This is a genomic window from Pseudoalteromonas sp. McH1-7 (genome assembly GCF_013366255.1).
Classification (GTDB): Bacteria; Pseudomonadota; Gammaproteobacteria; order Enterobacterales; family Alteromonadaceae; genus Pseudoalteromonas; species Pseudoalteromonas peptidolytica.
This window is the reverse complement of sequence record NZ_JABWPQ010000020.1, coordinates 91973-106527: the sequence shown is the minus strand read 5'-3', so window position 1 is coordinate 106527 and position 14555 is coordinate 91973. Positions and strand designations below refer to the sequence as shown.

Here is a 14555-nt window from a genome sequence, read left to right as displayed (position 1 = left end):
TTACATCAGGCTAGTTAGCGATTTTCATACGCATCATACTTTTTGGCAAATCGTTCAAATGCCGCTCTTAGCTCTGGGTTTTCATTGATCTGCGTTAGGATGTCGGCTTTTTGTGCCTTTCTTTTGGTGTTAGTGACTGAACGAACATCTGAAGCATCAGGCATGGAGAGATACTTTAAAGAATAAGCGGGGTTTTTTAAGTCTTGGATATTAAGCTGTATGTGCTGCTTGGTGAGGCTGTGAAAACTTTCCTTTGTGAATCGAGTTTCGCATTTGAATGATTTTATTTTGCTGCCATGTCGCGGCTTTTTATCACATTTAGTCTTGAATGAATCATCCGAAGCAAACTTGTTGTACAAATCATAAAAGTCTTTTTTGGCACTTTCCATTTCGAGCTTCAAGACATATTGAGGCTTTTCGCCAATGACTTCTATACGTTCAATCACTTGCTGATTGTTGTCATCTACAGATGCGACACTAAACAACGGAAAAGTCGCAACCAGAGCACCTATCAACTGACGTAAGTATACTGATGTCATTATTATTATCCTTATTATAGATACAATTTTAGTTAACGGTATCACAAGCAACCACATTGAACAATAAATAGCCGCATCTGAATCTATCTATTTTATTATTAATTTTTTGTTATTGACTTGTTTTATTTTTGAGGTGTTCTAAGGTTAGAGAGAGCTTAAGAGCTAGCTCGCCCAGTGAGTAGACTTGCCATCAGTTAACACATTAACTGATGGCGTTTTTTTAAAACTTAATTTTCTCTATAAGAGTATTGGGGTCAATTTCCAGCTCATCCATTAAAGACCATCGGGTCTGTTTCTGAATACTGCCTTTACCTAAAATCCAATAATCGTAGGTCTTATCGATATGGCCATTGGTGTGCTGAATAGTAAGCCAAGAATTAACATAACTGAGTAAGTCTTGATTGCGTTTTGCCACTGCAAAGCCTACGGGATATTTCAAGTTAGCACCCTTTGGTACTACAACCCCAAACTGGGGGTAAAACATACTCCAAGCAAAGCCAGCTTCGGCGCTAATCACCAAAGCGTCATATTGATCTGGATGTTCGAAATAGCTTTGTAGGTTGTTAATACTGGATACTTGCACTTTTGGGTTTTGCAGGGCTAATTGTTTGAGTATTGGCGCATACTCCATGTGTGCAAGCTTCAGCTTTTCCAAAGTAAGTAATGCGGACTTGTCTGTGAATCTTTTTAAATCATGATCTTTTGCTAACAAAGCCAGTTGTAATTCCAGTACTTTGTCACTAAAACGTACATTCTGTAAGTCAGTTATATTTATTTCAAGACCTGACATTGCAACATCAAAATAGCCCTTATTGAGGTAGGTTGCTAATTGCGGTTTTTTAAATGGAATAAACTCTACTCGTACTCCCAAATCAGATGCCAATCTATGAGCCAAACTGACATCAAAACCGACCAGTTGATCTTTTTGATTGAAGTAACTAAACGGCACATTATCAACGAGGTATCCAACGCGCAGTAGATTACGCTTTTTGATCACATCAATATTGGTAAGTGATAATTCACCGCTTTGGTATGCCTTGGGTACATAGCTAAGTACATGCGCTGGCACAGTATCTGAAATCACCATATTTGCAATCGCTTCATCTGCCGACTTAGTTTGTTTGCCGAGGTAATTATTTGCTGTAAAACTCAACAACATAAATGCCGGGAGTAAAGCAGATAGTAAGGTCAAATAGTAAACTGATCGTACTCGTTTCAAGTGGAGCTGTTTACGGTTGATAAAAATACACAAAAATACAAAAGCAAAGATATATACCACAGTGGTAGGAGAAACCACTTTGGCAGTCAGTACAGACATAGAGAGATACAGCTGATAAGTGTCTGCGGGAACGCGTAAAATATCCAGTAAATAGGGAATAGCAATATGCACATTCGCAAAGTAACTCAGCATCGCCGACAAAGACACATTAGGGATTTGTTCGAAGCCGATTTGGTTGCCGGTAAGCCATGCTGCAAAAGAGACGAAAATTAAGGTAGTTAGCTTACCTAAACTTGGGAAGGTATAAGCGATAGGTACGAGCACCTCAGCAATGTGATCAGAGTTTTCATCGCTTTGCTTGATTTTGCGTAAATGGTCTTTTATCCCTTCGGTGATCACTGGTAATACAATAAAAACGTTGCCGGTACTGAATGCGGTGATCCACGCATTGCGCATAACCATGATGAGGTCGCGATACTTTACAGGGGTGAGTGCGGCAACAAGCATAGGGAGCAGCACTAACATCAAATACACGCCGACACATAAAACCACAACCCAGTACACCTGTAATTCAGACAGTTCTTCAGCGCTCATCGTGCCTGCCGTGCTTGCTGTCATAGCAAAAATACCGATAGGGAAGATGGCTATGATCTTCTTCGAAATGACCGACAGACCTTGACCGACGACTTCTAATACATCGAGTAACCGGTTCTTCTTTTGGTTAGAAATAAGCGCCATGCCCAGAGCGATACAAAATATGACTAAGGCCGGTACATTACCTTCTGCCATAGAGGCAAAAGGGTTTGAGGGAATATAATGTTTTACAAAGTCTATTTCGGGCGCTGCTGCAACCAGCGCAGGGGAGAAAAAGGTGCCAGCATCATGCGCTGGTAATGTCATAATAAAGCACCAGATCACAGCAAGACCTATCACCCAAATAGAGAGCATGACTAGCGCCGCTTTTGCAAGAATGCTTTTAACTTGTTCTGGATTAAATTTCCCCAACCCCACGATGAGGCTGACGACGATATAAGGAAGAATAGTGATTTGCATCAGGTTCACAAAACCTGTACCGATAGGCTTTAAAAATGATAACCGTTCACCGAAAATTAAACCAGCAAAAATACCAAGTATGAGCGCCCAAAGCATCCAGTTAATGTTTTTTAGAAAATTAAGCAATTTCGTCATGTGCTCAGTCGGAAAAAGAGCGGTATTTTAATTAGCTTAGCTTAAAACTTACTGAATGTTTGAGCGATTTGATTACAAATCATTGAGTGTTTACTCAAAGTTCATAATCATCCCCATTTTTGGCACGATAGCAGGCTCTTCCCGCGGGTTGTTGCACACCATGATAAAAGCTCATCCACAGCTTTTGAAGCTGGGTTTTAGTCTTTTTCCCAACCACAGATGCCAATGGTGTTTCAACGATGATATCTTCGATATGTGCATTATCAAATTGGCCAAGTGCTCCGCAGCGATTGAAGGTAACTTCAATATGTAAGCCATCGTCTTGCTTTAATAAAATAGCTTCCGGCGTTTCACGGTGACCGCAAAGCGCGACGAATTGGCTACACTTTTTTAAGCCACAATGGGTGCCGTTGGCAAAAAACGCAAGCAGGTGGTTGTAGTAAATAACATAGTCTGTCACCTCCATGTGTGAACCAAATTCTAAAGGACACTGTTCATCAAGATACTGTTTTGCCAGCATTGACTGTTGCGCTTTCGTATCGTCAATTAGTTGCTCTGTGTGCGGTTGTAATTGCGCTGCCATGATCCACCTCTCTTGTTCATGTTGTCATAAATTGGGAAATATATTCTGGTTGTTTTGTATACATCTTGAGTGTAAGTTAAATATCTAAATAATTTCACAAAAAGAATTTCACAGTGTGAATTTCACAAAAAGGGGTGTGAAATAATGGCAAAAGCTGCAAGTTTAATTCGAAAATCTCACTTTTTGGGTACGAAAATAAGAAATTTAAGAAAGCGTAACCACCTAACTTTGGAAGATTTATCGGCAAGGTGTGTTAAGCAAGACCCGAGTAGTGCACCATCCGTTTCATACTTATCCATGATTGAACGGGGTCAGCGTACGCCAAGCGAAGCGATGCTAGAAAACTTCTCTAACGTATTTCAAAAGCCGATTGAGTGGTTTTTAGATAGTCAACCTGAGGCACCTGAGATTGCACCTGATAAGGGCAGCTCCGGTGGTATCGTGGGTATGGCGCTAGAGCCCAATTTTTTATTTGAGAAAGATATTTTACAAATCGCTATTCCAGAAATGCTCTCTCAAGCTGGTATTAGTGGTAGGCAGTTTGCGCACCTTCTGATCCGTGCTCATCAAGAGCATCACCAAAATCATTTTCCAGATTTGGAGCGTGTAGCCGATGAAGTTGGCGGTAAAAATTTATATTTAAGTTGTGAAGATCTGATGTCTCTTTTACAGGCCAAAGGAAGAAAGGTAGAGTGGTTCGAGCAATCAGGAAGTCTCAATGAGGGAATTGTGACTTCTTACTTTAAAGAGCCAAATGTGGTGTTTATAAATCGCATACTACAATCCCATCCGGCGAGGATGAAATATGACTTAGCCGTTCATATTGGTCATGCAGTGCTACACAATAATGAGGGACTAGACTGTGTACTAAGTACAGGAGAAAGCCGTAAGAATAGTGACAACCCAGACCACGATACGCCAAATGCACAGGATATTCTTGGTGCTTGGCAAGACTTTGAATCAAGTTTTTTCGCTGGGGCACTGCTGTGCCCTCGCACGCCATTTCGACAGCTACTTGAAAGTAGAGGGTATGATGTTCGTGTGCATGAGTCGTTGGGGATTTCTGCGTCAGTAGCAATGCGTCGGATGACTTCCGTATCACCTTACCCGCATTGGCACTACTTTGACGCATATCAGGCTGGAAAGCTAAAAGCAGTATACCGAGGCAATGGGATCCCATTACCGTGGGGTAATATGCGCAGCGTTGCCGATCCTTGTCAGCATTGGGCCGTCTTCAGAAAGTTCCATGATGATAGTAATGCCGCCAGTGCCCAGCTTTCTATTCTGAATGTTAATGGCAAGCCAAGGTTATATTGCTGTGAATCAGTGAAAATCACAGATGTGGCAAATCGTCCTAGGGTGCTCTGCGCAGGTCTTGACTTAAATCCTGCCATTCGGGCTCAAGGTATAGATGCAGATACTTTAGTGGGAGAGCTACAGCAAGCGTGTATCAGTTATGGAGGCTCAAGTGTTGTGCCATACCATATGAAAACGCAGTTATTGAGGGTTGCAAAAATTTTGAATATTCAGTGGGTTGAGAGGGGGCTTGAAGGCGCTGTCCGAGTCATATGTACTCGCGGCAAAAGTTGCCCCAGAAAGCCGGGGTGTTATCTCAACGGTCACGGATAATAAAAATGATAGTTATATCGAATTCTTCTATTTTTGCCTTGAGATAGTATACACATTTAGTTTACACTTTTCAGGTTCATAAAGTGGGTACTAAAATAATTTACTCTATGACAGATTATTTTGATTAAGATATTTTTGCAGTTTCTGCGTGAAATATGCGTTATTTGAGAGGAAGCTATGCTGTATAGACTGGGGGTCATCTTCCCAACATAGACTGCTTAATTAATCAAATGGGTATTTAACAAAACTTATAAAGGGAATATTTAATGTTTAATCGAAAAAGCGCCTACTTATCAATTTCTTGTTTGTTGTTTTCTATATCAGCATCTGCTGAAATTATAACTGTACACTTTGATGCAAAAGTTAGATCTGTACAAACTCCCAGCGGTACTGAAAGTCCACAGGTACAAGATGGAGAGAACTTAAACTTTACGATTGCATACGACACCGAGGCAGAATTAGTGAATAATTACTATGTCGATAGTAATCCTAACAGTTATTTTTCTGCCAGCTTTGAAGGTGGGTTAACAGCTTCAAATAAAAACCTTGGTGGCACAGTACATAAAATCGAGTCAAACAAAATGGAGTTCCCGGAGTATAACGAAGTTCATTACAATACGAACTTTTCTCCAGAAAACACAGTGACAAATAACGGTGAGAGCATCCACTTTTACCTGCAGTTTAAGCAAATCACTGATGAATTGCGTGATGTAAAACTAATATCTGATTGGAATGTAGCACCAAATTATTTTGTTTGGACTGAAGCTTTAGTCCAGTACAATCGTTCATTTATCTACGCAGATATCACGAACTTTACTGTTGGAAACACAACGTCCGTAATTACCAGCGTTGAAGCGGGTAACCAGCAACTAGCAAGAACAGGTGGCACAGTAAACTATGCTTACTCCATCGCTAACCAAGAAGAGACAGGAGCAACTGTTGAAGCATGGGAATATATCACCATGCCAGATGGTACGGCATATAATTTAGGTGGGACATCAGAAATCAAGCTGGCACCAAAAGAAGAGTATGTTCAAACCGGTCGTTACTTCACTATTCCTGCCTATTGGCCAGCTGGCCAGTATACGTACAATTTCCAGTCTCTGCTCATCGATGGGAATGGCGAGAAAGGAGAAATGTCGAAGAGTGCTTTTACATTTATTAAGGAATAACAATATATTCCCTTAACAGTCGCTCAATTGAGTGAATAAGAGTATTTAATAAAAGGTAGACAGTAAAAGTGCGTACTTGTACGCGCTTTTTATCATGCAACCTGAGCTGGGGATGCACATTGCTTATCCACAGCTTTGGTTTATTACGCAAATTAATGTCAAATTTTGTTTCTGATCAGATCTCTGACAAGTAACCTCGCTGGGTGAATGGCTTGATGAACACGCTCGCTAAACGGTCTTGCCTCGCCAAGTAGACCAGCAACTAAATGCTCTGTCGCAAGTGGTGCACTGCACAGTCCTCGAGCGCCAAAACCTGTAACAATGTGAATTCCTTGATAGGGCTGCGCAGCTTCATCAAAGCCGTAGTGTTTTCCCTTTCGTAAATTGGCAAATGCGGAACAAAATTCCTCATTATGTTGCACTTGACCAAGCATAGGTAAGTGGTCGTTGAAGCAGCAACGTACAGCAGCCTTTTCTGAGACAATATCACCAAGGCTGTTTACTAAATCGGTACCTTGATAAAAGTTTTCAAGTTGTGCACGGTTGGTCACATTATCCTCAGCCTTTATTGCCCGACTTTTAGTGTTTTTATCAAAGGTGGCTCCCATGCAATGTAGCTCGTCCATCGCGGGGGTAAAATAACCTTTATGACAAAGTACAGTTGTAAGTGCCTTGGACGCTTGACCAGCTTCAATATGAGAAACTTGACCACGAACACCATGCAGTGGCACATGTTGAGTCTGTTCGAAGCGATCTGAGTGCTCGCCACCGCAGACAAAGACATCTGAAAAAGGTCCAAACGTCTGCTCTTCGGTATGAAGTATCCAGCCTTGGGTCACTTTTTCTAGCCTGATAATATCTGTATTGAAATGTGTTTCGATTGGCGTAAGGGCATGGGCGGCCTCAAACACCGCTTTTGTTGCTTCTGCTGGGTTTAACCAACCTGCTTCGGGAATAAAAAGTCCACCGTATGGTAGCTGTGTGTTAGCAATAGCCGACGCTTGTTCGCTATCTACTGGGTATACTAAAGCATGTGGCCAGGCTGCTTTATCGACTAGATTTTGGTGTTGCGTTTGTTTAGCCTTGGTTACCGATTGCAGTAGTACACCACACCAGTCGTGAGCAAATTCATAACCACTGCTTGCCAGGTGTTGATATAGACGCTTGGCATACAAAAAGCTATGAGCGTAAAATTCACTTGGTGGTGTGTTATCTGCTTGTAAGTTCGGATAAACAGCGCCTTGGCGATTGTGTGATGCGCCTTTTGCCAGGTCATCATCTTGACAAAATAGTGTTGCATTTAGGTTTCTTTTACTGAGATGGTAGAGCAAGCAGCTCGACGTAATACCACCACCAATCACTGCTATATTATTAAGCTGACGCGGCTGAACAGAGTAATATTGTGGCGTATTAGATTGTTGATTTGCGTGTTTGAGCTTGCCCACAACCATTTCGCGTTTGCGGCCAAATCCTTTTACTTTTTTACACTCAAACCCTGCTTCTTGTAGTCCTCGACGGACAAAACCTGCGGCAGTAAAAGTCGCAAAAGTTGCATTGTCTCGGCTCATATTAGCCATGGCGTTAAATAAGCTTTGTTGCCACATGTCAGGGTTCTTGCTCGGCGCAAAACCATCTAAGAACCAAGCATCAATAATCCCGTTTTGTTCAAAACTTATCTGCGGTAGGTTATCGTGAATATCTCCAAACCATAAATCTAATGTCACTGAGCCACTATCAAACTCTAGCCTGTGGCAGCCTTGAAGTGCCATAGGGTATTGTTGGCAAAGTTTTTTGGCAAGTGGCGCTAGAGTTGGCCAAGCTTGAAGTGCTTTAACTAAATCATCGATATGAATTGGATACTTTTCAAAAGATACAAAGTGAAGTTGGTTAACACTGGCGTCTTTGCTACGCTGGTTAAACTGATGCCAAGCATTGAGGAAGTTTAAACCAGTACCAAAACCCGTCTCGGCGATGACAAATCGATCTTTGCCATGATTTTGTAATCGCTCGTCGATATGGTTTTGAGTATAAAAAACATAATGTGATTCGGCTAGGCCATCATCATTAGAGAAATAGACATCGTCAAAACTATTTGCAACTGGTGTACCTGCATCATTGAAGTGTATTTGAGCGTTTTTTATCATGAAAGACTCTATATCTGACTTGTTATAGTGTATTTTACTGACTTTCTGCGCAATAGTCTGGTTGCATTTTTGTTTATTTAGGTTCAGAGTACATGTGTACGCTGGAAAGCTGACCACTTGACGCTAGAATTCAGCGTATAATACGCATAATTTGTAATATCGAAGGGAATATACCCATGAGAAGAGCCGTTATTACGGGGATCGGTGTCGTTTCGAGCATCGGCAACAACAAGCAAGAAGTTTTAGAGTCATTAAAAGCTGGTAAAAGCGGCATCGCTTTTAATCAGGAGTTTGCAGATAACAACTTACGTAGTCACGTGTCTGGTAATATAGATATTGACGTAAAATCTCTAGTGGACCGTAAGGCACACCGTTTTATGGGAGACGCGGCAGCGTTTTCTTATATTGCGATGGCGCAAGCAATTGAAGATTCAGGTTTATCAGAAGAACAGGTATCAAATGAACGCACCGGCTTAATTGTCGGCTCTGGTGGTGGTTCATCTAAGTATCAAGTTGAAGCTGCTGACATCTGTCGAGAGAAAGGAGTTAAGCGCGTTGGGCCTTATATGGTTCCGCGTACTATGGCTAGTACAACATCAGCATGTTTGGCCACTCCATTTAAAATTAAAGGCCTAAATTATTCTATCAGTTCTGCATGTGCGACCTCTGCGCATTGTATCGGTAACGCGGTTGAGCAAATTCAGTTAGGCAAACAAGATGTACTTTTTGCCGGCGGTGGTGAAGAGCTGCATTGGACACTGGCAATGGAGTTCGATGCAATGGGTGCATTGTCAACCAAGTATAATGAGACACCAGAGCTTGCATCTCGTACTTATGACGCAAACCGAGATGGTTTTGTCATTTCTGGTGGTGGCGGTATTGTTGTGGTCGAAGAGTTGGAGCATGCTCTGGCACGAGGGGCACACATTTATGCTGAAATTGTTGGCTACGGCGCAACATCAGATGGGTATGATATGGTTGCACCTTCAGGTGAGGGGGCTGTGCGTTGTATGAAGCAAGCGATGCAAAACATAAATGCACCAATCGATTACTTAAACACGCATGGTACATCAACGCCAGTCGGTGATGTAAAAGAGCTTGGCGCAATTCAAGAGCTATTTGGAGAAAACTCACCAGCTATTAGTGCAACTAAAGCAATGACAGGCCATGCGCTTGGCGCAGCTGGTGTACACGAAGCGATTTACTCTTTGTTAATGTTAGAAAATGACTTTATTGCTCCGTCGATCAATATTGATGAACTGGACGAGCAAGCTCAAGGGTTAGATATTGTAACGCAGCGCCGTGACGGTGCATTAACAACCGTGATGTCGAACAGCTTTGGCTTCGGTGGTACAAATGCGACGCTCGTGATGCAAAAGTATAAAGGTTAAGTTTATACACTGTGTATCAGACATAAAAAAGCAGGCTAGGCCTGCTTTTTTAACGTTTTGTGCTTTAACGCACTTTATGTTTCATTAAGCGTTCTTTATCTCGTGACCAGTCGCGGTCTTTTATATCGGCACGCTTGTCGTGTTGCTTTTTACCTTTTGCAAGATAAAACTCAAGTTTGACCCAGCACTTTTTCCAGTACATTGCTGTGGCGATTAAAGAGTAGCCATCACGTTCTGTTGCACCAATCAGACGAGAGATTTCGCGTTTATTTAGTAGTAGTTTACGATAACGAAGTGGATCGCATATCACGTGGGTTGAAGCACTATTTAATGGCTGTATCTGACTTGCCAACAAATACGCTTCACCATCTTTGATATGGATATAAGTATCTGAGATATTAACCTTACCGGCACGGATACTCTTTACTTCCCAGCCTTGTAATTCGATACCTGCTTCGAACTTTTCATGTAGTGAATACTCGTGACGCGCTTTTTTATTTAGCGCTATAGTATTGCTATTTGATTTACTTGAATTTTTCTTTGCCATAATGGCTTAGTCTACCTATAAATCCTGTTTTAAGACAGCGCTTTTTCATCAATGTGGTGTATTTTTACCTAGTCAGTGGCTGCAAACAAGATAAATCTGCAAAACCTTGATAAAATCCCCTTATTAAGAGTTGGAGTGTCTATGCCACAGATAGAAAAAAGTGCTTTGGTGATGTATAGCACCAAAGAAATGTTTGAACTTGTGAATGATGTTGATGCGTACCCTAATTTCCTACCTCATTGCTCAGATGCCAAGGTGATCAATAGCGATGAACAGGGAATGACTGCTAGCTTGGAAATATCAAAAGCAGGCTTAAAAAAATGGTTTACCACCAAAAATGAATTCGATGGTAATCGTGTGAGAATGCGCTTAGTTGACGGCCCATTTAAATCACTGCATGGTTATTGGGAGTTTACTGAGCTGGATGAGCAAGCTTGTAAGGTGAGCTTAAAATTGGAGTTTGAATTTGCCAGTAAATTGATAGAAATAGCATTTGGTAAATTATTCAATGAAGTAGCCAAAAATATGGTATCTGCTTTTACTCAGCGTGCTAAAATCGTGTACGGAGCAAGATAATGATAAAAGTTGAAGTGGTCTTTGCATTACCTGACAAAGCAACATCTGTGTCAGTTGACGTACCAGAGGGAACCTCGGCTGAGCAAGCGGTTTTACAATCGGGCATATTGGATAAGTGTCCAGAGATTGATGCAAATAATTTAACGCTTGGAGTTTGGAATCGCACGGTGAAGCTACATCAAGTAGTGAATGATGGCGATAGAATAGAAATATATCGTCCACTTATAGCTGATCCAAAAGAAGCGCGCAGACGTCGAGCAGAAAAAGCAAAAGAGGAAGGGCGAGCGAGTAAAATCACTGGAGGTCGTCCAACGACACCTGGAAATAATACCAATTAGACTTAATACTTGCTCAATTTGAAAGAGTAAATCTGACGCTAACTGACTGCTAGAAAGGCATTAATTATCCGAAGCTCAGGTTACTTAGCTTCAAGCACTGAATGGGTGTTGAGCATTAAAAAAGGGGAAATCATTTCCCCTTTGACTACGAAATACAGACCGACTAGTTATGAATCTAGCGGCGTGTTAAATTCTTCAGGTTCTTCAAAGTCACCACTGATCCGCACTAGCTTGTCATTCTCAAAATAGACACTGAATGATTTTCTTACCTCTGATGGTCTATCAATATTAAACACATATTGATAGTGCCAGATATTATTGTTAAACGCGTCTTTTGCCAATGGTGTGCCGAGTACATATAATACTTGCTCTCTGCTCATTTGCACTCGAAGCTTATCTACATCTGACTGCTCTAAGAAATTACCTTGTGGCACGTTGATGCGATAAATCCAGCTTGAACAGCCAGACAAAAACACAGTCATAACTACAGCGCTGAGCCAAACAGAAAGGGTTTTATTAGACAGCATGAAATTGTGTATCCTTATTATCAGTTGTTAGCATGATACCGATTGCACAGAGAAGGTAAAGTCTCTTAGCGGATTTGGACTGCGTTAAGTGTAAAAAGTTCGTCTGTAAGTTGCAATAGGTGCAAAAAACCGTTTTAGGTTCAAATTAAGGAGGTAAGTAAATTGCTTGGGCAAGCTTTACTTAATCAAACTGACAGGGCAGATCATCAGGCAGTGTGGAGTTTGTATATTATAGAAACACGCTTTGGGCATTGGTACACCGGTATCACGACTGATGTAGAGAGGCGTTTTCATCAACACCAAAGCGGTAAAGGAGCAAAAAACCTAAGAGGAAAAGGACCTCTTGTCCTTAAATTCCAATTTGCTGTGGGCTCTAGAAGGCATGCCTCCAAACTCGAGTGGCAAGTTAAGCAGCTCACCAAGGCTCAAAAGGTTCAGCTGGTTGAGTCTAAAGGAGAGCGTGTCAACGATAAGATAAAGTCACTGATGAGCGCAACCCCAGCCTGATATTTATCAATATCCATGTTTTCTACAGTGTCTTTGGTAGTATGGTGATGCTTGTCCTCTCCAATACCAAAATAAATATAGGGTATCCCGTTGCGATAAAAAGCGTAATGGTCACTGGCTTTATGCCAATCGATACGGGGGTTATCGGTATAGCGTGCCATTTTTCGCTGCGATGAAACGACAGTTAACTTCAGCGGTGCTTGCTTTATACTCTTTAATTGCGATTTGAATTGACTAAACCCCGGAGAAAATAACGCAAATAGGCGGTTGCTCTTGTTTACTCCTAACATATCTAAATTAATATTAACGGCGATGTCTTGGTTTAATTGTTTGGCGTAAAACTTAGCCCCATGAAGGCCGCGCTCCTCAGCATCTGTTGCGACGAATAAAATATCTCGAGAGCGATTCGTTTTAGCGAGTTGTCTTGCGATGTAAAGCATTGCGGCTGTACCCGAGGCATTATCATTTGCGCCTGGGTAGTGCTTTCTTCCCGTCGTGCCCAAATGATCATAGTGAGCGCTGATCACAATCGGGGTGTCACATCGAGGCTGTGTGCAGGGGAGAGTAGCGGTGACATTATGGCCGGTATCTTTGCTAAAAATGCCCGCTCTAAAAGTAAATTGTTGATATTTAGGATTGGCGCCTGACGCCCGAAAGGCGTCATAAATATACCGCGCGCTAATGTTTGGACTTTTGCTACCACTTTTCCTTCCACGATGACTGACACTTGTGAGCGTTTCTAAATCGGTTATCAGTGAGCCACTTTGAGCTTGAACGCTTGGTAGTGACCCCCAGACGAATAGGGCACATGCACAAGCTATGCCGAAGTTACGTCCTAACATACGAAGTTTACCTCTCTTTATTATTGTTTTCAGAAGGTTGGTTATTTGCGATACTTTTTAGTAGTGCTAACTTTCCTTCATAACGCAGCTTGTCGTGCTCGAATGATGCTGTGTTATATGCTTTTTTTAGGTACCGGTCCGCAGCTTTTTTGTCATTTTGTGCAAAAGCAACTTTAGCTAAGCCAAAATAGCTTTCATGAAGGTTTTTATCCAGCTCCCTTGCTTGTATGTAAAAATGCTTAGCGCGGCTAAAATCACCACTGTTAAATGCTTCGTTGCCTAGCACCAGCATATAATAAGGGTTGTTTTTTCTTTGTTCGTGAATATTTCTTTCAATCGTCTTTGCGTCATCGTTTCTTCCGGTTAAATAATATAGCTTTGCTAAATTGCCAAGGGCATTACGATTATCCTTATTAATTGCAATGGCCTGCTGGTAAGCCCGCTCCGCAAGCTGGTATTGATCTGTGATCCGGTAGAGAATGCCGAGATTGCCCCAAGCTCCATCGTGATATTGGTCACTCTCTATCGCCGCACGATAGTAACTGTACGCCATATCTAGATCGCCTTTGATCATCTCCATTGCACCTTTGTTATTGTAAAACATAGACAAAATAGTGCCTGTCGAGATTGAACTGGTGCTAAAGTGTTGGTTTCGACTGTTTGGATCAAAATCAACGGTTACCGAGGTGGGTTTTACATATAGGGTTTTAATAGCATCTTGAGTATTGTCTACTTCAAATATTTTTATATTTACATGGCCTGTGAGCAGACTATAGCCTTGGCTTTCATCCCAATATTCTGGGATATGTACGCGCTGAAACTGAGTTTTCAACCCCACTTGTTTTGCGATGGCATGTGTTAGAATTGACAGCGATAAACAATTGGCGTTCATACTACTGAATGCTTGGCTAGCGGTTAGGTTTGCACCTGATAAATAGGATAATGAATCATCTCCGCTATTGACCAAAAACTCCATTAGCATTTTTGCACGTTTTACCCCAATTTCTTCATTATGGAAGTAGTGCTCTAGTTTAGCCTTGATCTCATTATTCAACTGAAAAACATCTTTGTGAGATTCAACTTGTTGGATATTAAAGTGATGTGTTGAGTTTAGAATTGAGGTATCGATAGTCGCTTTGGGTGTGCTGTTACACCCGCTGAGTAAAGCCGTTAGGATAACCACTAAACACTGAGTAACCGCCTTCATACAACCTCCTAGCAGTGTTCTATTCGCTGTAACTAACTCGATAACTCCGCTATCGTGTCCTGATATCGCTAAAGTAGTTATCCGAATGAGCTAAAAAATATTCCAATTAAGTTTTTACTATAAGCTTTTCAGGCAGTCGGTGTCGA

Annotated in this window: 14 protein-coding genes; 6 read left to right on the top strand and 8 right to left on the bottom strand. The window is 41.6% G+C overall.

The genetic code is table 11. The annotated features are described in order from the left end of the window. Positions 1-14 precede the first annotated feature (14 nt). The 3 genes from HUZ36_RS14950 to HUZ36_RS14940 all read right to left on the bottom strand — a co-directional run bounded on the left by HUZ36_RS14950 (position 15) and on the right by HUZ36_RS14940 (position 3529). Positions 15-539 carry a hypothetical protein gene (locus tag HUZ36_RS14950; protein WP_125252836.1) on the bottom strand — a complete coding sequence of 175 codons (525 nt, stop codon included), beginning with the start codon at positions 537-539 and terminating at the stop codon, positions 15-17. Positions 540-759: 220 nt separating this feature from the next. Further along, positions 760-2946, bottom strand: coding sequence for a cation:dicarboxylate symporter family transporter (locus tag HUZ36_RS14945; protein ID WP_176033267.1), 2187 nt, complete (start codon positions 2944-2946; stop codon positions 760-762). 94 nt (positions 2947-3040) lie between these two features. Continuing rightward, a complete protein-coding gene (locus HUZ36_RS14940; RefSeq protein WP_176033266.1) occupies positions 3041-3529 on the bottom strand; it encodes a malate synthase in 489 nt (162 codons plus the stop codon). A 144-nt stretch (positions 3530-3673) separates the two neighbouring features. Between HUZ36_RS14940 and HUZ36_RS14935 the strand changes: the two genes are divergently transcribed. Further along, positions 3674-5158 carry a DUF3612 domain-containing protein gene (locus HUZ36_RS14935; RefSeq protein ID WP_176033265.1) on the top strand — a complete coding sequence of 495 codons (1485 nt, stop codon included), beginning with the start codon at positions 3674-3676 and terminating at the stop codon, positions 5156-5158. Positions 5159-5424: 266 nt separating this feature from the next. Beyond that, complete coding sequence (locus HUZ36_RS14930; RefSeq protein WP_176033264.1) at positions 5425-6330, top strand: RbmA family biofilm matrix protein; 906 nt, start codon at positions 5425-5427, stop codon at positions 6328-6330. Between the two features lie 158 nt (positions 6331-6488). Here the strand turns inward: HUZ36_RS14930 and mnmC are convergent, their stop codons facing one another. Beyond that, positions 6489-8474: a bifunctional tRNA (5-methylaminomethyl-2-thiouridine)(34)-methyltransferase MnmD/FAD-dependent 5-carboxymethylaminomethyl-2-thiouridine(34) oxidoreductase MnmC gene (gene mnmC / locus HUZ36_RS14925; protein ID WP_176033263.1), complete on the bottom strand. Its 1986-nt coding sequence runs from the start codon at positions 8472-8474 to the stop codon at positions 6489-6491. 176 nt (positions 8475-8650) lie between these two features. Here mnmC and fabB point away from each other — a divergent pair, with 176 nt between their 5' ends. Then, positions 8651-9865, top strand: a complete 1215-nt coding sequence (gene fabB, locus HUZ36_RS14920) for a beta-ketoacyl-ACP synthase I (RefSeq protein ID WP_176033262.1) — start codon at positions 8651-8653, stop codon at positions 9863-9865. A 64-nt stretch (positions 9866-9929) separates the two neighbouring features. On the opposite strand, the gene smpB is transcribed toward fabB, so the two are convergent. Continuing rightward, the gene (gene smpB / locus HUZ36_RS14915; protein ID WP_099640520.1) at positions 9930-10412 is read right to left on the bottom strand and encodes an SsrA-binding protein SmpB; all 483 of its coding nucleotides are present in this window, start codon (positions 10410-10412) and stop codon (positions 9930-9932) included. Between the two features lie 141 nt (positions 10413-10553). Here smpB and HUZ36_RS14910 point away from each other — a divergent pair, with 141 nt between their 5' ends. Both HUZ36_RS14910 and HUZ36_RS14905 read left to right on the top strand, forming a co-directional pair. Continuing rightward, positions 10554-10988, top strand: coding sequence for a type II toxin-antitoxin system RatA family toxin (locus tag HUZ36_RS14910; RefSeq protein WP_176033261.1), 435 nt, complete (start codon positions 10554-10556; stop codon positions 10986-10988). Continuing rightward, positions 10988-11326: an RnfH family protein gene (locus HUZ36_RS14905; protein WP_125252844.1), complete on the top strand. Its 339-nt coding sequence runs from the start codon at positions 10988-10990 to the stop codon at positions 11324-11326. Before HUZ36_RS14910 ends, HUZ36_RS14905 begins: the two co-directional genes overlap by 1 nt. A 167-nt stretch (positions 11327-11493) precedes the next feature. Here the strand turns inward: HUZ36_RS14905 and HUZ36_RS14900 are convergent, their stop codons facing one another. Next, positions 11494-11853 (bottom strand): outer membrane protein assembly factor BamE, encoded by a 360-nt coding sequence (locus HUZ36_RS14900; RefSeq protein WP_176033260.1) that lies wholly within the window; start codon positions 11851-11853, stop codon positions 11494-11496. Between the two features lie 162 nt (positions 11854-12015). On the opposite strand from HUZ36_RS14900, the gene HUZ36_RS14895 reads away from it, so the two are divergent. Further along, entirely contained in the window at positions 12016-12360 is a 345-nt protein-coding gene (locus tag HUZ36_RS14895; protein WP_206644475.1) for a GIY-YIG nuclease family protein, read from the top strand. Here the strand turns inward: HUZ36_RS14895 and HUZ36_RS14890 are convergent. Both HUZ36_RS14890 and HUZ36_RS14885 read right to left on the bottom strand, forming a co-directional pair. Further along, a complete protein-coding gene (locus HUZ36_RS14890) occupies positions 12288-13202 on the bottom strand; it encodes a M20/M25/M40 family metallo-hydrolase (protein WP_176033259.1) in 915 nt (304 codons plus the stop codon). The two genes, HUZ36_RS14895 and HUZ36_RS14890, sit on opposite strands and share 73 nt — an antisense overlap. 7 nt (positions 13203-13209) lie before the next feature. Beyond that, positions 13210-14409 (bottom strand): tetratricopeptide repeat protein, encoded by a 1200-nt coding sequence (locus HUZ36_RS14885; RefSeq protein ID WP_147390656.1) that lies wholly within the window; start codon positions 14407-14409, stop codon positions 13210-13212. Positions 14410-14555 lie beyond the last annotated feature (146 nt).